Origin of the sequence: Kaistella palustris DSM 21579 (assembly GCF_000422265.1) — a bacterium.
Taxonomy (GTDB): domain Bacteria; phylum Bacteroidota; class Bacteroidia; order Flavobacteriales; family Weeksellaceae; genus Kaistella; species Kaistella palustris.
Genome location: NZ_KE383812.1, coordinates 422,885 through 448,400 on the forward strand (window position 1 = coordinate 422,885; position 25,516 = coordinate 448,400).

A 25,516-nucleotide genomic window follows, 5' to 3' on the forward strand; every position below is an offset into this window, starting at 1 on the left:
ATTATCCACGCCGCGGAAATGTTCTTCAACAAAATCTGTAAAACGCTGTTTAGTGTCGAAATTTCCTGCCCAGATATTGTAAACCAAAGACTTTTTCTTCGGCCTGTTCAGAATGTCCTGATAGACAAAGTTTTCGCCGAGGTAAGCCTCACGAACCTGTGGATCGTTGGCGAGATCGTGCGGCAGACCTTCTTTCAAAATCCGCCCTTCAAACATAATATATGTTTTGTGCGTAATGGCGAGGGTTTGCTGTACATTGTGATCAGTAATGAGAATGCCGATATTCTTATCCACAAGACTTCGCACGATTTTCTGAATATCTTCGACCGCAATCGGATCTACACCTGCAAAAGGTTCATCGAGCAAAATAAAATTCGGACTTGTCGCCAGGCAGCGTGCGATTTCGGTCCGCCGCCTCTCACCTCCTGAAAGCAGATCACCGCGGTTTTTACGCACGTGCTGCAGAGAAAATTCTTCGATGAGTTCATCGCATTTCATCCGTTGTTCACGTTTTGAAAGTTTGGTCAGCTGCAGAACGCCCAGAATATTATCCTCGACGGAAAGTTTCCGGAATACCGAGGCTTCCTGTGCAAGATAACCGATTCCCTTTTGTGCGCGGCGGTACATGGCATCGCTGGTAATCTCCTGATTATCAAGAAAAATTTTACCGGAGGTCGGCTTTACCAGTCCCACGATCATATAAAACGACGTTGTTTTGCCGGCGCCGTTCGGACCCAGCAGGCCTACGATCTCACCCTGTGCAACTTCTACTGAAACGCCTTTCACCACCCTTTTGGGGCCGTATTCTTTTATTAAATTTTCTCCGCGTAAAATCATAAGGCAAATATATCATTTTTGTGCCAAAGTTGATGTGGCAGTAACCGAACCAAAGGCCGTGTAAACTGTGGATTAACCCATTATTTTAAAGCAAAAAAACTTATCTTCGCTCCTACAAATTTCCAGAGTTTTGAGCCTGAAAGAGAAAGAGTTTGCGAAACTGATCAAGGATAATCAGGGATTGATTATCAAAGTTTCACGTCTCTACACCAATTCTCTGGAAGATGAGCAGGATCTCTTTCAGGAAATTGTGTTACAACTTTGGCGTTCTTACGACTCATTCAAAGGGAATTCGAAAATATCGACGTGGATGTACCGCGTTGCCCTGAACACGGCCATTACACTTTTCCGAAAAAAAACAAAATCACCGCAGACCGACGAGCTGAAAGACTATCACCACCAGGATTATCTGGAAGATGATGATGAAAAACAGAATCAAATTACGCTGCTCTATAAAGTGGTGAAAATGCTTCCGAAAGTGGAAAGAGCCATTGTAATGATGTATCTTGATGATCAGCCGTACCGGGAAATTTCGGAAACTCTGGGAATTACTGAAGTCAACGCGCGCGTGAAAATGAACCGGCTGAAGAAAACTTTAAAAGAATTAATGGAAAAACATGCCTGAATTCGATATAGACCATTTTAAAAAAACCTGGCAGGAACAGCAGGTTCAGCCAAAATACGACAGCGCCGAGATCGAAGGAATGCTGAATAAATCGTCACGCAACTATGTAAAATATATTCTTGGAATCAGCGCGGTTGAATTCCTGGTGATCCTCGCACTAAATTTATATTATCTTTTTCGTGGCGATGATTCCGACAGCGTGATGAACGTGCTCTCGAAACTTGGTGTCACAAGTTCCGCAGGTTTGGAACACAGCTTCAATAATCTTTATCTGGCGCTGAAAGTCGTAAGTTTAGCAATAACTGCTTTTTTCGTCTTTCTGTTTTACCGCAACTATTCCAAAATCCATGTAGAATCGAATCTGAAAAAACTTATCCTTCAGATCATTAAATTCAAGAAAACCGTCAACCTCTTCATTCTTGCAAATATCATCCTGATGGTGCTCTTTATGGTAGTTTTGGGCGCGTTTACGCTCTGGGTCATTTCACAGCAAAACATACATTTGGATCATCCAACTCTCATCGGGTTTTACGTGGGTTTCGGTGTGATGATGGTTTTGAGCGTAGTACTTATCTGGATCTACTACCGCGTGGTCTATGGAATAATTCTGAAAAGACTCGGCAAAAACCTGATGGAACTGGAGAAAATAGAAAGACAGCAATCTTAAATTGCTGTCTCATTAATTATAGTTCTTTTCGGAGCCTTGCTACCGGAATACTCAGCTGCTCGCGGTATTTCGCAATGGTCCGCCGCGCAATGTTATAGCCTTTCTCTTTCAGAAGTCCTACCAGCGCATCGTCGGTGAGTGGTTTTCTTTTATTTTCATTGTCGATGATGTCGCAAAGGTGGTTCTTGATTTCTTTGGTCGATACTTCTTCACCGTCATCATTGGTAAGTGAATCTGAAAACAGATTTTTCAGATAGATAATTCCGCTTGGCGTATCGGCATATTTGCTTTTAACAACACGTGATATTGTAGAAATATCGAAACCGGTAATGTCTGCTACATCTTTCAGGATCATTGGTTTTAATGATTTCTCATCGCCGGTGATAAAGTACTTTTTCTGCAGCTTTACAATTGCGGAGATCGTTTGCAGCAAAGTATTCTGTCGCTGGTTGATCGCATCAATATACCATTTTGCGGCATCGAGTTTTTGCTTGATGAAAAGTGCTGCCTGCTTGTGTTCCGCCGATTTCTTGTCGTGGGAATACGTTGTAAGTATATCTTTGTACTGATCAGAAACACGCAGACTTGGCGCATTTTTACTGTTAAGTAAAGGAATTACATCAACTTCACCATTCTTAGATTCCTTGATCTGAATTACAAAATCCGGAATAATTTCCTGATTGATGGTGATTGTTTGGGTATCGAAGTTACCGCCGACTTTCGGCGACAGTTTTGAGATCACTTCCAGAGCATCCTTCAGATCTTCCTCCTCAATATCATACTTTTGAATGATCTTATTATAATGCTTATTCGAAAGCGCATCGAACTGGCTTCGCAGGATGTTTGCTGCCAAAGTCACCGCTTTATCCGCGCTTACTTTCTTCTCGATCTGTAAAAGCAGGCATTCCTGCAGACCGCGTGCGCCAACTCCGGGCGGATCCAGTTTCTGCACATAGTTCTCCAGAATATCTTCTGCTTTTTCCTTTGTCGTATAAATTCCCTGGGAAAACGCAAGATCGTCCACAATCTGCTTGATCTCGCGGCGCAAATAGCCATCGTTGTCCAGATTTCCAATGATGTATTCGGCGATCTTCAGATCATCGCCATCAATATTTACAAGATATATCTGCTCCAGTAAGTAGTCGTAAAGCGATTGGCCTTCCGTCAGCAGAGATTCGTTGTCGAACTCCTCGTCATCTGCCGAAAAGTTGCTGGAAGCAGTTTTATACGCAGGTTCATCGTCGAAAATATATTCATTAACATCAAAATCGGTATCGATGGATTCGTTGCCTTCGTCTTCATACTTATCATCTGCAGCGGCATAATCTTCTTCCTGCGTGGTTTCTTCCTGCACCTTTTCCAGCGCGGGATTTTCTTCAAGTTCGCGCTCGAGTTCCTCCTCAAACTCCAGTGTATGAAGCTGTATGAGCTTCATAAGCTGAATTTGCTGAGGAGCCAGTTTCTGGCCGAGTCGCATTTGAAGGTTTTGTTTTAACATATATAGAAGCTGTTTTCTGTTTTTTTTAAAAAATTCTGTTCCGGGTTTGAGTTACCAATTTAGTGAATAATTTAGAATTCCGCGTTGTGCGGCGTTCTTGGGAAAGGTATTACATCGCGGATGTTGGTCATTCCTGTTACGAAAAGCACAAGTCTTTCTAATCCCAACCCAAAACCGGCATGCGGGACCGAGCCGAACTTCCGGGTGTCGAGATACCACCACAGTTCCTCTTCATCCACATTCATGGTTTTCATTTTATCCTTCAAAACCGAGAATTTATCCTCGCGCTGCGACCCACCGATGATTTCGCCAATGCCCGGGAAAAGCACATCCATTGCTGCAACCGTTTTTCCGTCTTCATTCAGCTTCATGTAGAACGCCTTGATCTCCTTTGGATAATCAAACAAAACTACAGGACTTTCAAAATGCTTTTCTACCAGGAAACGCTCATGCTCACTCTGCAGGTCTGCACCCCAGTCTTCGATCGGAAACTGGAATTTGCCTTTTTTGTTCTCTTTTGAATTTTTCAGGATCTCAATCGCTTCGGTATATGAAACGCGCTTGAATCTTTTCTGAATGACATTCTGCAGTTTTTCAATAAGTCCTTCCGCAGCGCGGTCTTTCTCCGGTTTCTGCTTTTGTTCGTCGGCAAATCTTTTGTCCAGAAAATCCAGATCATCTTTGCAGTTTTCCAGCACATAACCGATGACATATTTTAAGAAATCTTCGGCAAGGTCGATGTTATCTTCAAGATTATTAAAGGCGACTTCAGGCTCCACCATCCAGAATTCCGCAAGGTGGCGTGTGGTATTCGAATTTTCTGCCCGGAATGTGGGACCGAACGTATAAACGCGGCCTAAACCCATCATGGCAGTTTCTACATTGAGCTGTCCGGAAACGGTAAGATTGGTTTTCTTTCCAAAAAAATCATCCTCATAATTAATGTCTCCTTCTTCATTTCTTGGAATATTGTCGAGGTCAAAATTTGTCACGCTGAACATCTCACCCGCGCCTTCGGCATCTGCACCGGTAATTACGGGCGTATTCATGTAGAAGAACTGGTTTTGGTTAAAGAACTGGTGGATGGCAAAACTCACCGAACTGCGTACGCGGAAAACAGCACCGAAAAGATTGGTCCTGAACCGCAAATGCGCCTGCTCACGCAGAATTTCAAGTGAATGCTTTTTGGGTTGCAGGATTGTTTTGTCTCTTTCCTCAGTAAAATTGTCGCCGAGGATGATGATTTTCTTTGCAATGATTTCTATGCTTTGTCCGGCACCCTGGCTTTCTACCACTTCGCCCAAGATTTTTAAGGAAGCGGCGGTACTGATATTCTTAAGGATATTTTCGTCGAATTTTTCAAAATCTACAACGATCTGTAGGTTATTGATGGTGGAACCGTCATTCAACGCAATAAACCTGTTGGAGCGGAACGCTCTTACCCAACCTAAAACGGTAATATCGTGGTGCAGCAGTTTCTTGTAATCTGAAAGTAATTCGTTAATTGTCGTTCTCATTCGGAGGCTTTCGTTTTCTTTAATAAAAATAAGGAATTTTATTTTATTCTGGCAGGCAGAATCAGTACATGCAAACTTACTAAAAATTGGTTTAATTTTTGATGCAGGGGAATTTTTTTCAGAAAGTATTTATCCTGTAAAAAGCAGTATTTACAAGCCTGCAGGTTTTATACAGCCATTCCGAAAAAGGAATTGCTTTCTATGCAAAAAGCGTTCGAATAAGTAAAGGTGAAAATTTTAAAGAAAACTACTCGTCTCTCTTCGAGGGAATCAGAAAAACATCCATCAAACCTTCTGGTAAAGACATTCTGATAAATTTCTCCTCCCGGTTGAGTTCCAGGATCCAGTCTTTGATGATGGGAATTACGATCTGCTTGCCGGCAAGATCCAAAAGAAAATAATGCTGACCGGTTTGATCATTGATGGATTCGATGGTCCCGCAGGTTTTGCCGTCCTCTTCGCGAATCTCAAATCCGATCACTTCGTGGTAATAAAATTTATTTCCGGTAAGTTTTGGTAAGGTCGCGAGCGGCAGATATACATCTTTGCCCAAAGTCTGGTTTACGAGCGCTTCGGTAGAATTTTTGAAGGCGATGATCAGTGTTTCGCCTTTGCTCCAGGATTGTCTGGAAACAAAAAAAGGAACCAATAATCCGTTGATGTCAACGAATATTGATTCCAGTTTATTGTACATTTCGGGTTGGTCGGTATCCAGTTTAAGATACACATTCCCCTGAAGGCCGTGTCTGCGTGTGATTTTTCCTAAAAAATAGCAATCTTCTTTACGCATGCAACAGTTTTTTTTGATTAAGCTTTAGCTTCGTCTCCTTCAGCAGTTTCGTCGGTACCTGCGATTTTTTCAGTAACGTTTGCCACGGTTTCTTTTACAGAATCCACAGCTCCGGCAACTGCAGCAGCTGCGCCGCCTAAAGTTTCCGCTACTGTTTCAACTACTGTTTTATCTTCTGCAGGCGCTTCAGCAACTTCTTCTGCAGGTGCATTTGCAGCCTCCTCGGCAGCTTTTTCTTCTGCAGCTTTTGCATCAGCGGCAGCCTGAGCTTCTGCTTTTTTAGCGTCTTCTTCAGCTTTTGCATCAGCTTCAGCTTTTGCAGCAGCGTCAACTCTCGCCTGGTTTACTTTTGATTCTGCTTCGAAAGCGGCTTTCTTAGCATCTTCTTTAGATTTAGCAAGACTGTCTTTTTTCCCCAGAACCTGTTTTTCTTTACCTTCCATCCAGGTGGTAAATCTTTTCTCAGCTTCAGCTTCATCAAAAGCACCTTTGGCAACGCCTCCAAGCAAGTGTTTTTTGTAAAGCACTCCTTTGTAAGAAAGAATCGCACGGGCTGTATCAGTTGGCTGAGCTCCGTTGTTTAACCATTTTACTGCTGAATCTACGTTAAGTTCGATCACTGCAGGGTTGGTTACAGGATTGTAAGTACCGAGTTTTTCGATGAATTTACCATCTCTGCTTGCTCTTGCATCGGCAACTACGATGTGGAAAAAAGGTTTTCCTTTTTTACCGTGTCTTTGTAATCTAATTTTTACTGACATAAATGTTTGATTTTGTGGGAACTCGTCCCGATTAATTATAAGGGTGCAAAGATAATCAAAATTATGAATTCAACAATCCGTTAATGTGATTATTTTGTGTGCCAAATCTATTTTTTCAGGAGTCGGGAACCTGCTTTCACTACTCGCTTCCCGCCGCTGCTTTCCCCGGCTCGGGAGAGCTCAAACATGCCGTTCAATCAGGACTAGGGGTTTCCGTTTTGGTTAATTGAGTTATCATTAATTCAAGACCTTTAGTAAAAGAAAAAACCTTACAAGAACAGGATCGTGTTCTATCGAAATCACTGCTTTATTGAAAAAATACCATGATCAGTGCCAAAACAAATCCGACTCCGGCGTAGATCATCCCACGACGGAATGCTTTAGATTTGAAATTAAACATCCAGAAAGAAGATATCACAAAGAAAAAAAGCACCAGTCCAAATACCGTATTCAAAGAAGCATAACGATGTTTCGATGTTGATTTATGCAACTGATTGAATTTTTCTAACACCAACGGCAATTGCATTTTAGTGTATTTTGCCTCACCCGTTTTTGCATTATAAGTTCCGTCTTTAAATGTTTTCAGTTCGCCTTCGCCAGGTTCAAATTCTACATTTCGCATCTTGATTTCTTTTGCCAGTTCCTTTTCCGTCATATTGGGTTTCAATACGATCTCGGTTTTATTTTCCTTTTTCAGGAAATTGGTATCACGGTAAATGAGCAGTACGCCGCTGAGCGCATAAACTGCCATAATTCCGGCGGCGAAATAACCTAAATAGCGGTGCGTGATCCGCATGAATGATTTGGTGTCTTTGATTTTCGACATAGTTTCCTGTTTTTTGTTTTGTTTTTTCTGCTTTTTGATAAGGAATCAAAGTTTTAATATAATAAGACCTTATAACTTGGCTAAAGCCAGTAAAATATTATTTTCAGAAAACGGGCTAAAGCCCGCTTCTTCAGAACTTTAAATATATTACCAATAAATTTCCATCTTTAATAACAGAAGTGGAAACCGAAATCTCCACTGCCATTACTCTAAAATTAAGATGATCTGAATTGTATTCTTTTAAAGTTTATACGTTAACGTTACGTAGAAATTTCTTGGTGTAATTGGGTTTACCGAATAATTCTCGTGGTAGTTATAATCCACCGCATCGAATAAGTTACCCACTTTACCCATCACAGAAAATTTATCCCAGTCGTATCCTAAAGATATTGCTGCGGTTACATAATCGCCCACTTCCAAAAATCTGGAAACTCCATTTCTTTCTTTCAAGGTTTTCTTGGTGTCATTCCAGCCGGCAATCCGATCCCCTACATAGTAAGCGCTCGCTCCTATTTTAAGTCCTTTTACATAATTATTGAAGGTATAAAAAACCGAGGCATTTGCCGTAGTTGCAGGCGTTCTTACCAATCTCTGATTTTCGACATAGCCGAAATCTGCAGGCGTATCTAAATAAACAGAATGGTTATAGGATGCTCCGGCGATAATGGATAAATTCGGATAAGGATTCCCGGTAATGTCCAATTCTACACCCTGGCTTCTCATTTTACCGGCAAACTCTTTAATATCTTTGCCCGACGTGTTTCCCTCAATAGCCTGGTAAAAGTTGCGGTTTTCAATCTGATAGAGAGACAGGTTTAGTGCCACAGCATTGTTCCAGAAATTCTTCTTCATCCCCACTTCAAACTGGTCGATGATCGAAGGTTTCAGCGCATTGTCATTAATGTCAACGCCCGAGTTCGCACTGAATGAATTGGTGTACGTTGCGAACAGTGATAAGTTATCATTTGGCATATAAACCAATCCTGCTTTTGGGGAGAATGCGCGGTTTGCGCTGCCGCTTGAGAAAGCAGTTTCGTTATTTGCGAAAGTTTTCTTTTCGGAATCTTTATTTTCAATGTAGGAATATCTTAAACCGGCCAACACTTTAAATTTGTCTGAAAGCTCAATGAAATCCTGTGCATAGATCCCGAATCTCTGCGTCGGGATTCTGTTTCTGTCTCTTATTTCTGCGGTGGGAGCTGCTCCCGAAACCCAGGTCGAGGGATCATCTAAATAAATCGTGCCGTCGGTACTTCCGTTGGTTCCGTAAAAGGCTTGCGAAAGATTGTACCCATAAGAGTCACTTGTTCCATAATCACCATCGGTACCGACCAAAATTTTATGGTTTACACTTCCGGTTTTAATTTCTCCGTTCACATTAATTTGGAGTGAGGTGTAATTCTGCTCAGCATAGGATCTCCCGACCGGTCTTTTCCAGTTCAGCCGGTCAGCTGCGTCATAAGACCACTGCACCCTTTCGGTAGAAAAATAATCCTTGGTATAATTCTGATAAGAAGCCACTGCATTCAAAGTCCAGAAATCATTGAACTGATGATTAAATGTAATTCCTGCCGTGGCCTGTTCCACATTCTGATATTGCCAGTCTGCGCCTACAAAAGCGTTTCGCGGCAACAAATTATTTACCGAGTAAGAACCGTTCTTATTGGTAATTGAGCCAATTCCGAAATCGGGCGTAAAATCATTTTTAAGATAATCTGCTTCTACAATCAGTTGCGATTTTTCACCGATATTAAAAGCGAAAGACGGATTGAAATAATATTTCTGGGATTCTACCACATCGCGGAAACTGTCTGCAGTTTCAAAAGCACCGTTAACACGGAAAGCTACATTTTTCGAAAGCGGTCCGTAAAAATCTACGGTAGGTTTATAGGAATTCCAGCTTCCGGCGCTAAAACCCACACTTCCGCCAAAATCAAATCTTGGTTTTTTAGTAATTAAGTTTACAACGCCACCCGCTGCTACATTTCCGTAGAGCATTGCGTTACCACCTTTCAACACTTCAACTCTTTCTAAACCGGAAACTTCAGGAAAAACGCCGCTGTTCACTCTTGCACCGTTCTTAAAAATATTGTCATTTCCAAAATTAAAACCCCGGCCACCGAAACTGTCCTGCGAATTCCCACGCGAGGAGGTAATGTATAGTCCATTCACGTTCTGCAGAACATCGCTCAACTGTTTGGCCTGCTGCTGCTCGATGATTTCGTGGGTAACGATCGCTACCGGCTGCGGGTTTTCCATAATCGTTAAATTCGATTTCGAGGAAAGTGGGCGCGCCTTGTTGGGATTCCCGGTTTTGTGAAGATTAATATCTTCGATCAGCTGAATCTTAATGGTGTCGCTCACAGGCTCATATTTCATCTGAGCATGCGCCGAAATGGTCACCGCAAGAACGCCGAGGGTTAAAATCTGTTTTTTCATTTTAAACTTATTTAGACTAATTTTAAATAACGGCTCAAAAGTAGAAAACCGTTTTTATACAGCCAAATCTATTTGGACTAATTCTAAATAAAATTAAAACAATTGTTTAATTCCCTGAAAATGAAAGAGCGAGAAAAACTGATATTTATCAGGTTTTACATTTCACCAGAAAACCGGCGGCAATAAAAGTGACATTAATGAAGAAATATAAAAGACCGTTCGGCGCAAAAGCAGTTCCCGCGAGAACAATTAAAATTCCGAAAACCGCAAAAACTGCCATTATCCTTTTTAAGAATAAATTACCCGGAAATATTCTTTGGTTGAACAGCCTGAAGAGTCCCAGAAACAGCGCACCATTTACACAGTAAATAAAAATAATTGGAATGGCAGACAGGTCGAAATTGCGCTGGTTAAAATAGGAATTGGTGTTGGTAAAATAATATACAAACATATAAAATACAACAATTACCAAGCCCAGAAACGCACTGTTGACCGGCATATTTGTCCTCTCGCTCAATTGGTTAAGGTTCCAGAATTTTCTTGATTTTTCCAGATTGGCAAACTGAAAAGGAACTCGGATTGTCGCCAAAAGCAAACCGTTTGCAGTTCCAAGAACAGAAATAATAATGAAAAGCTGCATGATCAAAGCACCGATATTCGAAGCAGTTTTCCGGGCAAATTCCGTTATGTAAGTATCTTTCAGTTTAATGATTTCGTCACTGCTCATGCGGAAAACAATGCCCAAATAGTACGAAATGTAAATCACCATTACGGCAAATGTGCCTATAATCAGAGCTTTCGGTAGATTCTTCGCTGAGTTCCTGATCTCACCGGAAATTTGGGTGGCAATATACCAACCATCAAAAGCAAAAGAAATCGGTATAAATGCTGCGGACAGCAGAAGCAAAAAAGACAGGTTATTTGTCGCACCTCCGGCGCTGGCTGAAAGTGTGCTGCCCGCCGCCACATCACCTTTCATCAAACTTAAAATACCGAGCGAAGCAATAAAAATCAGCGGTAAAACTTTCAGTACAGTTGTGAGTTGCTGGAAAATTCCACTGGCTCTGGGCCGGAGAATATTCAAGGCAAAAAAGATGAACAGATTCGCTAAACCAATCACGGTGAAATGCAGAAATGTAGGTTCAAAATTCAGGAATTCCGCACACAGGTGCGCGATGTAAATCCCGGAAACCGTAAACAAAACTGCCGTAAGTACCGGATAAAACAGGCTCATATACATCCACCCCACAAAATAACTGGCCGTGGTTCCAAAGCGGTAATTTACATAATTCAGGATCCCACCGTCCGTGGGAAGGATTTCTGCATAGTTTGCCATAGAAATACCCGCAAATACAACGCTGATCCCGACAATCACAAAACCAAGCAAGCCGGCTAAAACATTTCCCTGCGTGGCGAGAAGTACATCATCAACCTTAAAGAAAATGCCGGAGCCGATCACCTGACCGATGACCATAGAAATCGCGGTGAAAAGGCCGTATTTAGCTTCCAGCTTCTGTTCGTTCTTCATTTTTTCACCACAATTTTTATGAGTTTTTTAGCGGTTGTTATAAATGATTTTCATTAAATCTAATAAAACTGATTTACGTTCATTAATGGTTTTTAACAATCATTCATGTAATTCCAGCCAGCGCATTTCAAGATCCTGAATTTTTTCAGTCAAACTTTCAAGTTCTTTGGATAAGGCCGCGATTTTTTTATAATCGGTTTCTTTGTTCAGCTCGGCGAGGATTTCCTCCCTTCGCTTTTCGAGTCTGGGAATTTCCTTATCAATATTTTTTAATTCCTGCTGCTCATTGAAGGTTAATTTCTTGGCGGTGGAGTTTGCAGGAGTTGTAGTTGCAGCAGCTTTGGGCGCAGGCACGGCGATTTCTGCAGGTTTCTTATTCTGCTGCTGTGATTTCTTTTCGCGGTATTCGGTGAAATTCCCTACAAAATCTTTTATAATACCCTCACCTTCAAAAGCAAGAACGTGATCCACAATTCGGTCCATAAAATACCTGTCGTGAGACACGATGATCAGGCAGCCCTGGAACTGCAGCAGGAAATTCTCCAAAACGGTGAGTGTCGGCAGATCAAGATCGTTGGTCGGTTCATCAAAAATCAGGAAATTGGGATTCTGATAAAGAACGTACATCAAATGCAGTCTTCGCTTTTCGCCGCCCGAAAGTTTAGATATCGGCGCGTACTGCGTCTGGTCATCGAAAAGGAAAAGCCTTAAAAACTGCGAGGCAGAAATCGTCCGTCCATTGGCAAGCGGAAAATTCTCGGAAATATCTTTAATGAAATCTATGACGCGCTGATCCTCTTTATACTGCAGACCTTTTTGAGCAAAATAACCGAACTTGATCGTTTCGCCGGTTTCTATTTCTCCGGAATCATAAGGCTCCAAACCCTGAATTATATTTAAAAGTGTCGATTTGCCGGCACCGTTTTTCCCGACGATGCCCACTTTTTCGCCGCGCTGAAACTGATAAGAAAAATTTTTCAGCAGCAACTTATCACCAAAACTTTTGTTGATGTCTCTTAATTCAAGGATCTTGTTTCCCAGTCTTTTCATTTCAAAATCGAGTTCGAGTTTTTCTTTTCGTGTATCGGTTTTGGCTATTTTTTCAGTTTCGTAAAAGTCTTCCTGCCGTGATTTCGATTTTGTAGTTCGGGCTTTTGGCTGGCGGCGCATCCATTCCAGCTCTTTTCGGTAAAGGTTTTGCGCTTTATCGATGGTGGAATCCAGATTTTCTTCGCGAATGATCTTGTTTTCCAGATAAGTGGCGTAAGATCCGTTGTGCACATAAAGCTGGTGATCTTCCATCTCCCAGATGATATCGCAAACAGCATCCAGAAAATAACGGTCGTGTGTGACCAGAAGCAAAGTGACCATAGCTTTGGACAGGTAATTCTCCAGCCATTCCACCATATCCACATCCAGGTGATTTGTCGGCTCATCCATGATAAGAAGGGTGTGGCGGTGTTGCGCGCGGGTTTCCACCAACAGTTTTGCCAGCGCAACCCTTTTGATTTGGCCGCCGGAAAGGGTTTTCATTTTCGCTTCCAGATCGGTGATTTTCAACTGCGTGAGTATCTGGCTCATTTCATTCTCCAGATCCCAGGCTTCATGAATTTCCATTTCATTCAGCGCTTTATCCATATCATCGGGATCACCGGAAAGTAATGCATAATGGTAGTTTTTAAGTGCCATGATCGGTGCCGAATCCAAGGTCATCATAAACTGCTCCACATTCAGCTCACCTTCAAAATCAATTTCCTGATCGAAAAGCACCACCTGAATATCTTTATTAATGACCACAGTTCCGGAATCAGCGATTTCCTTTCCCATTAAAATTTTCAGCAACGTGGATTTTCCCGAGCCGTTCTTAGCTACAATTGCAATTTTATCGCCTTCATTAATATGAAAGGTAATGTCTTTGAAAAGCGTTTTCACGCCATAGGATTTCGAAAGGTTTTCTGTGGTAATGTAATTCATTTTCAGCGGGATAAAAGCAGGTATTTTAAAGCCGCAAAAGTACGCAATTTTGGCGTCTTAAAATCCGGCAGAATAAACACCAGGAAAGCCAGGTCGCATTTTACTTCCGTTAAACTGTGTTAAAACATTCTTTTTGTCAGTTTATGGAATGTTTTCTGTACGTTTTTAGCAAGTAACCACAAAAAGTACATAAAATGGAAAACGAAAAAGTAGTTGATCTGCTCAACGATTTGCTCACCAAAAATTACGACGCTGAAAAAGGCTATAAGGAAGCCGCAGAAAAAGTTGAACATCAGGCATTGCGCTCCTATTTCACAGCGCAGGCAAAAAACCGTTATGATTTTGGCCACGAAATAAAAGGTTTAATTGCAAAATACGGTGGCGAACCGGACAAAGGCACGAGCGTGGCCGGTGACATACACAGAACGTGGATTGCAATCCGCGATGCGTTCTCAAGTGGCGATAAAAACATTTATGAAGAATGCATTCGCGGCGAAGAAACATTTTCTGAGGAATACGGCGAAGTTCTAAATGAAACCGGCATTCCGTCCGATGTTGCTGAAACGGTTCGTAAGCAGAAAGCTTCCGTAGACAGAGCGCTCCTTTCACTAAGAACGATGGAAGATTTTGCTTAAAGAAGAACTTATCATTCAGTGGTTTTCAGTTTTGGAAACCATTTTTGTTGTGTTTTACAAGCGATTCAGTCCAGCGTCATTCTTTTTAAAGACCATAAACTTCCGTTATAGACATTAAGGTCGACCTTGGTATTGATGCCGTATACAATTCCGTTCTCCGTAAACTGCCAGATATCCCAGTCATCATCCGGCGAGGGTTGCGGTACATTATTATAGTTCGCAAGCCAGATCGGATAACCTTCGAATTCGCCACGCAGGAAATCTTTGTAGTAGTGATAATACGTGTATATGATTGGCTTTTTGCCGTAAGTTTCCTCCACAATGCGGCACCAGATCTTTAAATCATCCAGCAGTTTTCTTGTGGATTTGCGCCGCGGAATCTTTTCGATATCCAGAATCGGTGGCAGATCTCCGGATTCCAGCTTTACGTTGGCGAGGAAATTATTAGCCTGCATCACCGGATCTTCATCGGCACGGTAAAAATGGTAGGCTCCGCGAATAAGGCTGTTTTTTTTGGAGAGTTTCCAAAACTCCGCAAAGTGTTTGTCGGCTGAGCGGTTTCCCATAGTAGCACGTAAAACGACAAATTTTATGGGAATCGAGCGATTGGCAATGGTTAAACTGTCCCATTCAATATCTTCTTTTCTCTGATAATGCGAAACATCCATACCGAAAGTCTTATCGGCATAATCTGCAATGATCCCATTGATTCGGTCTTCTTCGGCTTCGGTATTTGAAAGTTTTTTGTGGGTAAACCTGTTGAAGTACATGGCGTAATAAAAGCCGATCTTCTGCTTTAAATAAAAGCCGGTCCCTAATAATGCAAGAGTGAGAAACAGTAGAAGAATTTCCCTGCGCAGCAGAAAATGTCTGCGGCGTTTTTTATGAATTTTACGCGCGGTTTTCCGTTTAATTTTTCGCTTGGCCATGGTTTGCAAAAATAGATTTTTTGCTACAAAATGCCTATAATTTGAAAGCTGATATCTCCCTTTGTCAGGCTTTAGTTCAAAAAAAATTCTTTCATAGAGAAAGAATTTGTTGTTTATTAAATTGCTTAATTACCATAAGGGAAATTACGCGAAACTTTTCTCATCATATGTTCCACTACGTCATCGGTTGACGTCATGATATTATCATCTAAGGTCTTGAAAAATCTCCACAGCAAATCACCACTTTGTCCATCATTAACGCTTAGTGTCAGAGTTCCTGTACCAGTTTTGCCACCAAAGCCGCCTAACAGTACTGCTGATGCAATTGCCCCAGCTTCAGATTTAGTCTGCTCAATTTCGTACTTTCCTCCAATCACTGCATCCACCCCAAGAATTTTCGCAATTTCATCTGCAGTCGTTTCGTCAAGTTTTTTATCTATTCCTGCCTTCTTTAACAATATATTTGTCTTGTCAACGTCTTGAAACTGTACACTATATTTATCTTTTTTCCTTAATAAAAAGGTATACATACTGCTTTGTATATTTTTGGACATTTTTTGTTCCTGTGCATCATTTTCCTCCTTGTTAAAATTTTTAGGAATTTTTTTGTAAGTTATTGTAACTAAAAACGGTACGATTGCAACCGTTTTTTGTTCTTTAATTTTTGTCTGTAATTCGGGAGCTTCAAAAATCTGCTTCTGGCCATTAATAGAAACGCCAACCATCAATAAGACAGCAATAAATAAAATTTTTTTCATAATTTATAATTTTTTTACAAAAATAATTTAATTTGGAAATGACGCAAGTTATTTTTAAAAAAAATCGCAAAAATGTTAGACATAATTTTTGTTATAAACCAAAACATATTTACCGGAATTTTATATCCTGGCCAAAAGCGTTAATTTAGAGTTAAAATTATTTCGCGGCTGAAGTTGGCTTAAAATGTGAAATTGATTGTAAATTCAACAAAAATATTTATCAGCAATGAAAACGAAATTATTAACCTTAGGAGCGCTCACCATATTTGCGGTTACAGTTTCTGCACAGGAAACAAAACCGACTTTAAAACAGGAAGTGAAAAAAGATGCAAAAGCAGTGGGCACAAGTGTGAAACAGGGCGCAGAATGGACGGGTGAAACCATAAAAAAAGGCGCGAAAGCCACTGAAAAAGGCATTAAAAAAGGTGCGAAGTGGACGGAAAAAACCGCGAAAAAAGGAGGGAAAGCCGTAAAAGAAGGGTACGAAGACACCAAAGATTATGTGAGAAAGGAAACGAAATAATGTCCAGAAAGATTAATAAAAAGAAAACCACGCGGACCGCGTGGTTGTTCTTTGATGTTTAAATCTTAAGCTCCGTAAGGAATCCAGATATTTTTAATTTCAGTCGCGTGGCGCAGAAATTCCGGACCTTCGCCCTGGCGCACATCGAGCCAGTTCCTGTACTTCCCGAAATTCACCCAGGAGCGTTTCATAGAATCCGTGGACAGCAGTTCCACATTCCGGCTGCCTTCTTTGGTACCGAAATACCAAATACCTTCAACATTATAATGTTTGGCGAGTTCCGCAGAAAGTTCTTCTTTTGGACCTGTTACAATATTTACCGTTCCCGCGGGAACATCTGAAGTTTCCAGAATCTGGTAAAAATCAGTTGCCGACAGCGGATGTTTTTGCGAAGGGACCACCACTACCCTGTTTCCCATGGCGATTGCCGGGATTACCGTCGAAATAAATCCCAGAAGCGGATTTTCTTCGGGGCAGATAAGCGCCATCACACCAACTGCTTCCGGCATGGCCAAAGTCACCATCCGCTGCACGGTAGAATGTGCGGCACCATCGTATTTATCGGCGTAAGCAGCGTAGGTATAAATTCTTTCAATGGATTTTTCAACCTCATCCTTTGCGGACTCCAACGATTGATTGGTCATCTCTACAATTCTTTCGGCAAATTCTTCACCACGGACGGCGAGGTTTTCGGCGATATAATAAAGGACCTGCGCGCGGGCATGACCGGTCATTCCACTCCAGGACTTTTCGGCATGAGCCGCCTCAACCGCATTTCTGATGTCTTTTCTGTTTCCTTCTGAAACTTCGCCGATATAGGTTCCGAAGGCATTTTTAATTTCCATGCTGTAACCGCCATCGGGTCGGGCCTGCTTGCCACCGATATACATTTTGGTCGTGCGGTCGATATCTGCAAGGCTGTTTGCGGTTTTAGCGGAACTTTTTGGTTTTTCAGTTTTTTGGTTGATGGGTTCTGCTGTAAATTCAGCTTCTACTTTTGGTTTGATGTATTCATATAAACCTTCTTTCCCGCCTTCGCGGCCAAACCCCGACTCGCGGTAACCACCAAAGCCGGCAGCGGCATCGAACTGATTTGTACAGTTGATCCAAACGCTTCCTGCCTTAATTTTGGGTGCAATATCCAGAGCCAGATTTATATTCTCTGTCCAGACGCTGGCAGCAAGTCCATATCTTGTATTATTCGCCAGCGCCAAAGCTTCGCCGTGTGACCTGAAAGTCATTGCGACCAAAACGGGTCCGAAGATCTCTTCCTGTGCGATTACTGCACTGGTAGGAACATCGGTGAATAAAGTCGGCGGATAGAACCAGCCATTTTCCGGCACAGCGTGTTTCGGTTGGTAGATATTGCAGCCTTCGCTGATGCCCACGTTCACCATATCGGTAATTGTTTTGAGCTGAACTTTATCGACAATAGAACCCACATCTACCGTTTTATCCATAGGATCGCCGATGCGAAGGGTATCCATTCTTACACGGAGTTTTTTATAAAATTTCTCAGCAACCGATTCCTGCACCAGAAGTCTGGAGCCTGCACAGCAAACCTGCCCCTGGTTAAACCAAATGGCATCCACGATTCCTTCGACTGCTGAATCCAGATCGGCATCTTCAAAAACGATGAAAGGTGATTTCCCGCCGAGTTCGAGAGAAATTTTCTTTCCGGTTCCGGCGATGTTCGTCCGCAGGATCTTGCCGACTTTCGTAGAACCTGTAAAGGCAACTTTCTGGATATCCGGATGATTTACAAGTGCATCGCCAGCGACAGTTCCCAAACCGGTGACGATATTAACCACGCCTTTCGGCAGGCCAATCTTTTCGCAAATCTCGGCAAATAGCAACGATGTTAAAGAAGTGTATTCCGCAGGTTTTAACACAATGGTATTTCCCATTGCCAGAGCTGGAGCCACTTTCCAGGCTAACATCATGAGCGGGAAATTCCAGGGAATGATCTGACCGATGACACCCACTGCCTCGTAATCACGAAATTCTGTATCCATGAGTTTTGCCCAACCTGCGTGGTGATAGAAATGTCTCGCCGCGATGGGAATATCGATATCGCGCGTTTCACGAATGGGTTTGCCGTTGTCCAGAGTTTCCAGAACTGCGAAAAGACGCGAATGTTTCTGGATCTGGCGCGCGATGGCATACAGATATTTTGACCGCTCGAAACCGCCGATCGCCACCCATTCCGGCAGCGCCCTTTTGGCTGCTTTTACAGCGCGGTCCACATCCATTTCGTCTGCGGCTGCAATCTTTGCGAGAAATTCTTTGTTGGATGGATTGGTGGAATCCATATATTTTTTCGAGGCTGGTTTTACCGATTCGCCACCGATGAAGAGTTCAAAATTTCGGTTGTGATTTTCCAGGAACTCTACAGCAGGAGCTGCACTTTCGGGAGCGGGACCGTAAACCATGGTGTCGTATATTTCTTTGATTTCCATTTTAATGAAGGTGTTGATGTGATGATTTGAGCAAGCTTAGAGACACAAATGTCACAATTCTGTTATTTTCAATTTTTCGGGAAACAGAATATTTAGTTTTCTGAAAACCTTATATGCTGTTTAATTATCCCTTTTCTGTTTAACTTTCCCGACTGCGCCCCGGCTTGAACGGAGCTCTTTTTGTGCAACGCAGTGGAACAAAAAAGCGGGAGTGGAAGACGGAAAAAGGCGCCCAAATTTTTACAAATGTCTGCCGGATCACGCCATCGGATGTCTGAAACCTGCACTGTAGCGGCCGGTGACGTAATGCTCCAACTGTCTTTCTATATCGCCCAGCAGGGAACTGGCGCCAAATCTGAACAGGTCTGGAGTTAACCAGTCGTTGCCCAATTCTTCTTTGATGAGCATCAGGTAATCCAGCGCCTGCTTGGCTTTCTGAATTCCGCCCGCCGGTTTGTAGCCCACTTTCACGCCGGTAAGTTCGTAATATTCCCGAATGCAGCGGATCATGACGAGACTTACCGCCAAGGTCGCATTTACAGATTCTTTTCCCGTGGAGGTTTTTATAAAGTCGGAACCGGCCATCATGGCTACCCACGAGGCTTTTGCTACTTTGGTATAAGTTGGAATTTCGCCGGTCGCAAGAATGGTTTTCATGTGTGCGTTTCCGCAAGCTGCACGGCATAATTTTATTTCGTCATAAAGTTCTTTCCACTTGGATTCGAGAACGAGGTCGCGTGAGATGACAATATCGATCTCAGAAGCGCCTGCTGCAACAGATTTTTTAATTTCGGTAATTTTATCCTCAAGAGAAATCTTACCGGCCGGAAATCCTGTGGAAACGGCGGCAATAGGAATGTGAGTTCCACGCAAAGCTTCTTTGGCAAATGGAATCAGGTTGTGATACACGCAAACGGCACCTGTTGTAAGGTGCGCGTCCTGCATACCCAAGGCACGGAGAATATCAGCACGCACAGGATTTTTCGCTTTTTCGCACAGCCGCAGCACATTGCCGCGCGTATCATCGCCTGCGAGAGTGGTTAGGTCGATCATAGAAACCGCCTTTAAAAGCCAGGCTGCCTGAAATTCTTTCTTCACGCTTCGGCGGCCGGGAAGTGTGGCGACCCTACGTTCCACTGCACTCCGGTTAATGTTGATCGCGTCGAAATACCGTGTGTTATAGGGCAAACCTTCATTTCGGACTTCTTCTGTGTGTGAAGCAGTTACGGAATGATTGTCCTCTAATATTTTATTCATAATACGGAATTTACTGTCATTTGTTAACAGTGTAAATTTAACCATTTCTGATTGAATGGAGTAAAATTTTATAAATTGTTGTCCTGCACAAATGCAGAACCTACAATGTGGCAGAATAAGGCAAACCGGCCTGGCGGGCAGTTATACTTTTAGCTGTCGGTTAATGCTCTGCTCCAGGGAAATGAAAGTTTCGGTTCTGGTAACACCTTTCAAATGCTGAAGTTTGTTCAGGATCTGCATCAGATGATCATTATCGCGGCAAAGCACCTTCAAAAAAATAGTATAGTTTCCCGTGGTGTAATGTGCTTCTACAACTTCATTTACATCGCGCAATGCCTTTACTGCTTCGGGATAATGGCTGGGCTGCTCCAGAAAAACGCCGATATACGAAACTACATTGTAGCCAATCTTCCGCGGATTTAAAAAAGAGATAGAATTTTCAATGACTCCCGCCTGCTCCAGCTTTTTGATCCGCTGGTGTACGGCGGTAGTGGAAATTCCCACGTTTTTGGAGATATGCGCCAACGAGGTCTTTGCATTATCCATTAGCATATAAATAATATCTTTATCGATAGGATCTAAATAATAACCTGAATTTTTCGCGCTTTTCATTTATTTTATTTTATTCGTAATTACTGATTAATTTTTCCCACTCCACGACAATCGGAAAATGGTCACTGTATCCACCTAAATATCTTGTGCCGGCATATGTACGGAACGGACGGCCCTCAAATTTCCGGTCCCAACTCGCGAGCTGCGGTGGGTTAAAAACTTCTGCAGCTCTGTACTGCAGCGGAAAATCTGAATTAAAGAAGTTATTGGACAGCACCACCTGGTCAAAAAGCAAGCCATCTTCCCGATGGAAGGTGGAGAAATTCCTGCTTTCGAAAAGATCGTAGAAAGGGTTTTTTAAAAATTCATTTTTTTCATCATCGTAACGCAAATCTTTTATATAATTTTCATCAGGGTTTTCGTTAAAATCACCGCATATCACTACGGCTTCATTTTGACCGGAAGTAAGCTGTAAAACAGTTTTACGCAATTCCCGGAGCATATATTGCCGTTTCGGCAGGTTCACATCATCTTCTCTTTTTGAAGGCAGATGAAGCACGAATACATTCAGAATCCTGCCTTCATACTGCAATCTGCAGTGCAGGATATCTCTGGTGGTATCGTAGTTTGCCGGATTATTGTCGGCTATTTCGAAGAAGTAAGTAAGTGGCTCCGAAGAAAGGAGCTGAAGTTTGGCTTTATCATACAGCAGGGCCACATCAATACCACGCTCGTCGAGCGAATCGTAGTGTACAACACCATAATTTGAATCGAAAGGCGCCATCGCCGCCAGTTCATCAAGGGGTTTCTGGCCCTGTATCTCGGAAAGGCCGATGAGCATGGGAAGTACGCCGTGTTTTTCCTGTATTAAGCCAAAAACATGCGCAATCTTGAAAAGCTTATTGTCGTATCTTTTTTGATCCCAGTTCCGTAATCCCGAGTTGGTGGGATCCAATCTATGTACCGGCGGAGGATCCGGTGAGAATAAATTCTCTACATTATAAAAGGAAATAAGTTCCTTGGAATCTGAGTATGGCATCAATTGAGACTTTCCTTTTTAGCAACGGTAAAATTAGGAAAATAATCCCTGATAAACCATACTATTGCAGCATATCAGGTCTCTTTTCTGCAGTAATTTTTACGGCTTGCTCATGAAGCCAGTCTTCAATTTTCTTTGAATTGCCGCTGAGTAAAATTTCAGGAACACTTAAACCCCGGTAAGTCGCAGGTCTCGTATAGATCGGCGGCGAAAGTAAATCATCCTGAAAACTGTCTGTAAGTGCGCTCTGCTCATCATTTAAAACGCCTGGTAATAGCCTGATTACCGCATCTGCCAGGACGCAAGCCGCCAGTTCACCACCTGTCAACACATAATCGCCAATGGATATTTCTTTGGTAATATGCAGTTCGCGGAGCCGCTGGTCAATTCCTTTATAATGACCACACAGGAAGATCAGATTTTTCTTTAGTGAAAGTGTATTCGCGATCTTTTGATTCAGTGTCTGTCCGTCGGGTGTTAAGTAAATTACTTCATCGTAGGTCCGCTGGGTTTTTAACTCCGAAATGCACTTGTCTATAGGCTCGACCATCATGACCATACCCGCACCGCCACCATACGGTTCATCATCGACCTGACGGTGTTTCCCGAGACCAAAGTCTCTGAGCTGATGAAAATGAACTTCGGCAACGCCTTTGTCTACGGCTCTTTTTAAAATAGATGTCTGGAACGGGCTCGCCATAAGTTCCGGCAGTACACTAATTATGTCTATTCTCATTGCTCGGTATTATTCTTATTGTTCGGAATAATGATGAGGCGCAGTGAGGAATCTTTATTAATGTAACTCCACATCCAGTTGAAGAAAATTGCAATTTTATTTCGGACAGAAAGTATCAGCATCAAGTGAAGAAACATCCAAAAATACCAGGCTATTACTCCCTGAAATTTAAAGTTGGGCAAATCGACTACCGCGCGGTGTTTCCCAATGGTCGCCAGACTTCCGCGGTCTATATATTCGTATTCTTTCCAGTCTGCGGGAGATTTTTTCAACAGGTTAGAAGCCAGATTTTTTCCCTGATTGATTGCTACATTAGCCACCTGTGGATGCGCGTCGGGATATTTTGGTGTTTCCATGTGGGCAATGTCGCCGATGGCAAATATATTTTCATAACCTTTTACACGGTTATATCGGTCGGTTACATATCTGTTTCTGATGATATATTCGGGCTTGATGCCGCTTATAATATTTCCGGTTACGCCGGCGGCCCAGATCACATTGTTGGAGGGAATTTCCTTTCCGCTTTTCATTACCACGCGGTCACCATCATAGCCTGTTACAAATTCATCTTTTAGGTATTCTACGCCAAATTCCTTCAAGTATTTCTCCGACATTTCCTGTGACTGCTCGCTCATATTACTCAGCGGCTTGTCGGTAGAGCTGATCAGGATTATCTTGAGATCGTCAAAATTCATGTTTGGATAGTCGCGCGGCAGAATATATTTTTTCATCTCGGCAAAAGCGCCCGCCAGCTCTACACCGGTGGGGCCACTACCCACGATCACAATATTCCAGTTACCGTCGTCGCTACGGCGGCGTTCGATGATCAGTTTTTCGAAAGTCAGCAGCACGTGATTCCGTATTGCAATTGCTTCCTGCGTATTTTTCATGCCAAAAGCAAGATGCTCCATCTGTTCATTACCAAAAAAATTGGTGCGGCAGCCGGTTGCGATCACCAGTTTATCGTAGGTAAATTCAGCATCGCAGGTAATGATTTTATTTTCTTCGGGAACTATTTTTTCCACTTCGCACATTCGGTACTGAATGTTGTGAGAGCGCTGGAAGATTTTGCGGAATGGGAAAGATATATTGCTCGGCTCAATCCTGCCGCAGGCTACCTGATAGAATAAAGGCTGAAACATATGGTGATTCACCTTATCGATGACGATCACTTTTTTTCTTTTACCGTTGAGTTTTTTTGCAAATTGCAAGCCTGCAAAGCCTCCACCGATCACTATAATTTTTTCCCTGGTTTCCATAATAACAAAATTACAGAATATTTTAGACTTTTATTATTCAGCGTAAAGCCATAAAAGCAAAAATCCCTGATTGCTCGGGGATTTTAGTTATTGTTGTTTTACGATTTGCGTCACTTTCTGCGTGTTGTCACTTAGCGTGTAGCGCATGAGGTATTTGCCGGGTCGGAGTTTATCCAGACGGATTTCACCTGAATTCATATTCACAGCGTATTCCGCAACCTGCATTCCGAGGATGGAATAAAAGGTAACTGATTTTATTTTTAAACCGTTGTCTTTGGATTTTACAATTATAAAATCCTTGGCAGGATTAGGATAGGCTATAATCACACCGTCATCGGACTTCTGTGTAGCAGAAATCTGATCCCGACTGACAGTTTGTGCGGAAACTTTTTCCGAGAAAACTGTTAAACTGCCGATAAATATTAAAGAAAATAATAATTTTTTCACCTTATAAAGATTTGATTTTATAATTATCCCTACAAATGTAAGAATTAGATAGAAATATACAATAGCTTTTTTAATAAAGTATATTTAAATTTGCAGAACCTAATTCAAATACTATTCCAAAACAATGATCATATATTCCAGAAACCGCAGATTACGTACGACTCCCGCTCTCAGAGCCTTGGTGCAGGAAACCGTTTTAACTACCAGCGATCTGGTCATGCCACTTTTCGTTATGGAGGGAACGCAGACCGAAATAGCTATTTCCAGTATGCCCGGCATCCTGCGCCGGACTATGGATCTCACGGTGAAAGAATGTAAAGAACTCTTTTCATTAGGCGTAAAAGGTGTCAATCTCTACATGAAAGTCTCGGAAAATTTAAAGGATAACCTTGGTACAGAATCCTGGAACAGAAACGGTCTCATGCAAAACACCATCAAAGCCATTAAAGACGCGGTTCCGGGAATGGTGGTCATGCCTGATGTAGCCCTTGATCCCTACTCGATTTATGGCCATGACGGAATCATCAGTAACGGAAAAATTGATAACGATGCCACTAATGACGCGCTGGTAAAAATGTCGGTGTCGCACGCCGAAGCCGGCGCAGATATCATCGCACCAAGTGATATGATGGATGGCAGGGTTGCCGCCATACGAACCGGCCTGGAAGAAGGTGGATTTACTGATGTTGGAATTCTGAGCTACGCGGCAAAATATGCAAGTTCATTTTACGGTCCTTTCCGCAATGCGCTCGATTCGGCACCCGTTGATAATGTAGAAATTCCGAAGGATAAAAAAACATATCAGATGGATTTTCACAATTCCCGCGAAGCCATGGATGAAGTGATGAAAGACATAGCCGAAGGCGCCGATATCATCATGATCAAACCGGGAATGCCCTATCTGGATATTGTATCAAAAGTTCGCGAAGCCATCGACCTTCCAATTGCTGTCTATAACGTAAGCGGAGAGTACGCCATGTTGAAGGCAGCTGCCCAAAACGGCTGGCTCGATAATGACAAAGCGATAATCGAAAGCCTAACCTGCATCAAGCGCGCGGGCGCAGACATGATCTTTACCTACGCCGCAAAAGAAGCGGCAATACTGCTCAACGGTTAACAGACCGACTTACAGGACATTTAAAACCAGGATTTTTTGTTCTGCACATAGGTCCGGTCAAACTGTTCGTCGCTCATGGTGAGGTAAATGATGCCTTCGATCAGTGGTACTACAGTTGCGATGCCGCAAGTGACAATATTCAGTACGATCTGAATAATTCCTTCAGTTATATACCCCAGGAAAAACTTGTTTGCACCAAAGGCTCCGAGCAGAATTCCCAATAAGCCAGCTGCAAGCTTTTTTTCGGATTTGTATGTATTGTTTGAAACAGGATTTGGACCTGTGTTTGGGCTGTTGTATCCGTAAGTTTCCATAATATTTTTTGTTAATAGTTTCAGGATCA

Annotated in this window: 22 protein-coding genes and 2 pseudogenes; 5 read left to right on the forward strand and 19 right to left on the reverse strand. The window is 42.4% G+C overall.

From position 1 onward, the window contains the following. Positions 1–111: 111 nt before the first annotated feature. Positions 112–837, reverse strand: a pseudogene (gene lptB, locus H562_RS15090) (LPS export ABC transporter ATP-binding protein); the annotation flags it as partial. Positions 838–967: 130 nt separating this feature from the next. On the opposite strand from lptB, the gene H562_RS0112065 reads away from it, so the two are divergent. Continuing rightward, the gene (locus tag H562_RS0112065) at positions 968–1,462 is read left to right on the forward strand and encodes an RNA polymerase sigma factor (protein ID WP_027377734.1); all 495 of its coding nucleotides are present in this window, start codon (positions 968–970) and stop codon (positions 1,460–1,462) included. Continuing rightward, positions 1,455–2,129, forward strand: coding sequence for a beta-carotene 15,15'-monooxygenase (locus H562_RS0112070; protein WP_027377735.1), 675 nt, complete (start codon positions 1,455–1,457; stop codon positions 2,127–2,129). Before H562_RS0112065 ends, H562_RS0112070 begins: the two co-directional genes overlap by 8 nt. Positions 2,130–2,145: 16 nt before the next feature. Here H562_RS0112070 and rpoN read toward each other — a convergent pair whose 3' ends face one another. The 8 genes and pseudogenes from rpoN to H562_RS0112110 all read right to left on the reverse strand — a co-directional run bounded on the left by rpoN (position 2,146) and on the right by H562_RS0112110 (position 13,462). Next, positions 2,146–3,627: an RNA polymerase factor sigma-54 gene (gene rpoN / locus H562_RS0112075; RefSeq protein ID WP_027377736.1), complete on the reverse strand. Its 1,482-nt coding sequence runs from the start codon at positions 3,625–3,627 to the stop codon at positions 2,146–2,148. Positions 3,628–3,698: 71 nt separating this feature from the next. After that, positions 3,699–5,144, reverse strand: a complete 1,446-nt coding sequence (gene asnS, locus H562_RS0112080) for an asparagine--tRNA ligase (protein WP_027377737.1) — start codon at positions 5,142–5,144, stop codon at positions 3,699–3,701. Positions 5,145–5,391: 247 nt separating this feature from the next. Continuing rightward, positions 5,392–5,934 carry a ribosome maturation factor RimM gene (rimM, locus tag H562_RS0112085; RefSeq protein WP_027377738.1) on the reverse strand — a complete coding sequence of 181 codons (543 nt, stop codon included), beginning with the start codon at positions 5,932–5,934 and terminating at the stop codon, positions 5,392–5,394. A gap of 206 nt (positions 5,935–6,140) precedes the next feature. Next, positions 6,141–6,695 (reverse strand): annotated as a pseudogene (locus H562_RS0112090) (30S ribosomal protein S16); the annotation flags it as partial. Between the two features lie 307 nt (positions 6,696–7,002). After that, entirely contained in the window at positions 7,003–7,521 is a 519-nt protein-coding gene (locus H562_RS0112095) for a membrane protein (protein WP_027377740.1), read from the reverse strand. A 240-nt stretch (positions 7,522–7,761) separates the two neighbouring features. Next, positions 7,762–9,960, reverse strand: coding sequence for a TonB-dependent siderophore receptor (locus H562_RS0112100; protein WP_027377741.1), 2,199 nt, complete (start codon positions 9,958–9,960; stop codon positions 7,762–7,764). A 148-nt stretch (positions 9,961–10,108) separates the two neighbouring features. After that, a complete protein-coding gene (locus H562_RS0112105) occupies positions 10,109–11,488 on the reverse strand; it encodes an APC family permease (protein ID WP_027377742.1) in 1,380 nt (459 codons plus the stop codon). A 99-nt stretch (positions 11,489–11,587) separates the two neighbouring features. Beyond that, positions 11,588–13,462, reverse strand: a complete 1,875-nt coding sequence (locus tag H562_RS0112110) for an ABC-F family ATP-binding cassette domain-containing protein (protein ID WP_027377743.1) — start codon at positions 13,460–13,462, stop codon at positions 11,588–11,590. A gap of 194 nt (positions 13,463–13,656) precedes the next feature. Here H562_RS0112110 and H562_RS0112115 point away from each other — a divergent pair, with 194 nt between their 5' ends. Next, positions 13,657–14,097: a ferritin-like domain-containing protein gene (locus H562_RS0112115; protein ID WP_027377744.1), complete on the forward strand. Its 441-nt coding sequence runs from the start codon at positions 13,657–13,659 to the stop codon at positions 14,095–14,097. A 65-nt stretch (positions 14,098–14,162) separates the two neighbouring features. Here H562_RS0112115 and H562_RS0112120 read toward each other — a convergent pair whose 3' ends face one another. Then, positions 14,163–15,026 (reverse strand): glycoside hydrolase family 25 protein, encoded by an 864-nt coding sequence (locus H562_RS0112120; RefSeq protein ID WP_027377745.1) that lies wholly within the window; start codon positions 15,024–15,026, stop codon positions 14,163–14,165. Between the two features lie 125 nt (positions 15,027–15,151). Beyond that, entirely contained in the window at positions 15,152–15,784 is a 633-nt protein-coding gene (locus tag H562_RS0112125; RefSeq protein ID WP_034691123.1) for a hypothetical protein, read from the reverse strand. Between the two features lie 226 nt (positions 15,785–16,010). Between H562_RS0112125 and H562_RS15095 the strand changes: the two genes are divergently transcribed. Next, positions 16,011–16,307 (forward strand): hypothetical protein, encoded by a 297-nt coding sequence (locus H562_RS15095; RefSeq protein ID WP_027377747.1) that lies wholly within the window; start codon positions 16,011–16,013, stop codon positions 16,305–16,307. A 65-nt stretch (positions 16,308–16,372) separates the two neighbouring features. On the opposite strand, the gene H562_RS0112135 is transcribed toward H562_RS15095, so the two are convergent. From H562_RS0112135 to H562_RS0112165, 7 genes are all read right to left on the reverse strand, one after another. Then, complete coding sequence (locus H562_RS0112135) at positions 16,373–18,766, reverse strand: aldehyde dehydrogenase family protein (RefSeq protein ID WP_027377748.1); 2,394 nt, start codon at positions 18,764–18,766, stop codon at positions 16,373–16,375. Between the two features lie 258 nt (positions 18,767–19,024). Then, a complete protein-coding gene (deoC, locus tag H562_RS0112140; RefSeq protein ID WP_027377749.1) occupies positions 19,025–20,023 on the reverse strand; it encodes a deoxyribose-phosphate aldolase in 999 nt (332 codons plus the stop codon). Positions 20,024–20,164: 141 nt separating this feature from the next. After that, complete coding sequence (locus H562_RS0112145; RefSeq protein WP_027377750.1) at positions 20,165–20,635, reverse strand: Lrp/AsnC ligand binding domain-containing protein; 471 nt, start codon at positions 20,633–20,635, stop codon at positions 20,165–20,167. Positions 20,636–20,645: 10 nt separating this feature from the next. Further along, positions 20,646–21,614, reverse strand: coding sequence for an endonuclease/exonuclease/phosphatase family protein (locus H562_RS0112150; protein ID WP_027377751.1), 969 nt, complete (start codon positions 21,612–21,614; stop codon positions 20,646–20,648). 61 nt (positions 21,615–21,675) lie between these two features. Continuing rightward, positions 21,676–22,350 (reverse strand): tRNA (guanosine(37)-N1)-methyltransferase TrmD, encoded by a 675-nt coding sequence (gene trmD / locus H562_RS0112155; RefSeq protein ID WP_027377752.1) that lies wholly within the window; start codon positions 22,348–22,350, stop codon positions 21,676–21,678. Continuing rightward, the gene (locus tag H562_RS0112160; protein ID WP_027377753.1) at positions 22,347–23,609 is read right to left on the reverse strand and encodes an NAD(P)/FAD-dependent oxidoreductase; all 1,263 of its coding nucleotides are present in this window, start codon (positions 23,607–23,609) and stop codon (positions 22,347–22,349) included. Before H562_RS0112160 ends, trmD begins: the two co-directional genes overlap by 4 nt. Positions 23,610–23,696: 87 nt before the next feature. Continuing rightward, positions 23,697–24,056, reverse strand: a complete 360-nt coding sequence (locus tag H562_RS0112165; RefSeq protein WP_027377754.1) for a T9SS type A sorting domain-containing protein — start codon at positions 24,054–24,056, stop codon at positions 23,697–23,699. Positions 24,057–24,180: 124 nt separating this feature from the next. Here H562_RS0112165 and hemB point away from each other — a divergent pair, with 124 nt between their 5' ends. Further along, positions 24,181–25,173 (forward strand): porphobilinogen synthase, encoded by a 993-nt coding sequence (hemB, locus tag H562_RS0112170; RefSeq protein ID WP_027377755.1) that lies wholly within the window; start codon positions 24,181–24,183, stop codon positions 25,171–25,173. Positions 25,174–25,193: 20 nt separating this feature from the next. On the opposite strand, the gene H562_RS0112175 is transcribed toward hemB, so the two are convergent. Continuing rightward, entirely contained in the window at positions 25,194–25,487 is a 294-nt protein-coding gene (locus H562_RS0112175; RefSeq protein ID WP_027377756.1) for a TM2 domain-containing protein, read from the reverse strand. Positions 25,488–25,516 lie beyond the last annotated feature (29 nt).

What these genes read in the sequence shown, in the direction of transcription:
- H562_RS0112070 (WP_027377735.1), top strand. Translation starts at nt 1,455, where the DNA reads ATGCCTGAATTCGATATAGACCATTTTAAAAAAACCTGGCAGGAACAG.
- rpoN (WP_027377736.1), bottom strand. Translation starts at nt 3,627, where the DNA reads ATGTTAAAACAAAACCTTCAAATGCGACTCGGCCAGAAACTGGCTCCT.
- asnS (WP_027377737.1), bottom strand. Translation starts at nt 5,144, where the DNA reads ATGAGAACGACAATTAACGAATTACTTTCAGATTACAAGAAACTGCTG.
- rimM (WP_027377738.1), bottom strand. Translation starts at nt 5,934, where the DNA reads ATGCGTAAAGAAGATTGCTATTTTTTAGGAAAAATCACACGCAGACAC.
- H562_RS0112095 (WP_027377740.1), bottom strand. Translation starts at nt 7,521, where the DNA reads ATGTCGAAAATCAAAGACACCAAATCATTCATGCGGATCACGCACCGC.
- H562_RS0112100 (WP_027377741.1), bottom strand. Translation starts at nt 9,960, where the DNA reads ATGAAAAAACAGATTTTAACCCTCGGCGTTCTTGCGGTGACCATTTCG.
- H562_RS0112105 (WP_027377742.1), bottom strand. Translation starts at nt 11,488, where the DNA reads ATGAAGAACGAACAGAAGCTGGAAGCTAAATACGGCCTTTTCACCGCG.
- H562_RS0112110 (WP_027377743.1), bottom strand. Translation starts at nt 13,462, where the DNA reads ATGAATTACATTACCACAGAAAACCTTTCGAAATCCTATGGCGTGAAA.
- H562_RS0112115 (WP_027377744.1), top strand. Translation starts at nt 13,657, where the DNA reads ATGGAAAACGAAAAAGTAGTTGATCTGCTCAACGATTTGCTCACCAAA.
- H562_RS0112120 (WP_027377745.1), bottom strand. Translation starts at nt 15,026, where the DNA reads ATGGCCAAGCGAAAAATTAAACGGAAAACCGCGCGTAAAATTCATAAA.
- H562_RS0112125 (WP_034691123.1), bottom strand. Translation starts at nt 15,784, where the DNA reads ATGAAAAAAATTTTATTTATTGCTGTCTTATTGATGGTTGGCGTTTCT.
- H562_RS15095 (WP_027377747.1), top strand. Translation starts at nt 16,011, where the DNA reads ATGAAAACGAAATTATTAACCTTAGGAGCGCTCACCATATTTGCGGTT.
- H562_RS0112135 (WP_027377748.1), bottom strand. Translation starts at nt 18,766, where the DNA reads ATGGAAATCAAAGAAATATACGACACCATGGTTTACGGTCCCGCTCCC.
- deoC (WP_027377749.1), bottom strand. Translation starts at nt 20,023, where the DNA reads ATGAATAAAATATTAGAGGACAATCATTCCGTAACTGCTTCACACACA.
- H562_RS0112145 (WP_027377750.1), bottom strand. Translation starts at nt 20,635, where the DNA reads ATGAAAAGCGCGAAAAATTCAGGTTATTATTTAGATCCTATCGATAAA.
- H562_RS0112150 (WP_027377751.1), bottom strand. Translation starts at nt 21,614, where the DNA reads ATGCCATACTCAGATTCCAAGGAACTTATTTCCTTTTATAATGTAGAG.
- trmD (WP_027377752.1), bottom strand. Translation starts at nt 22,350, where the DNA reads ATGAGAATAGACATAATTAGTGTACTGCCGGAACTTATGGCGAGCCCG.
- H562_RS0112160 (WP_027377753.1), bottom strand. Translation starts at nt 23,609, where the DNA reads ATGGAAACCAGGGAAAAAATTATAGTGATCGGTGGAGGCTTTGCAGGC.
- hemB (WP_027377755.1), top strand. Translation starts at nt 24,181, where the DNA reads ATGATCATATATTCCAGAAACCGCAGATTACGTACGACTCCCGCTCTC.
- H562_RS0112175 (WP_027377756.1), bottom strand. Translation starts at nt 25,487, where the DNA reads ATGGAAACTTACGGATACAACAGCCCAAACACAGGTCCAAATCCTGTT.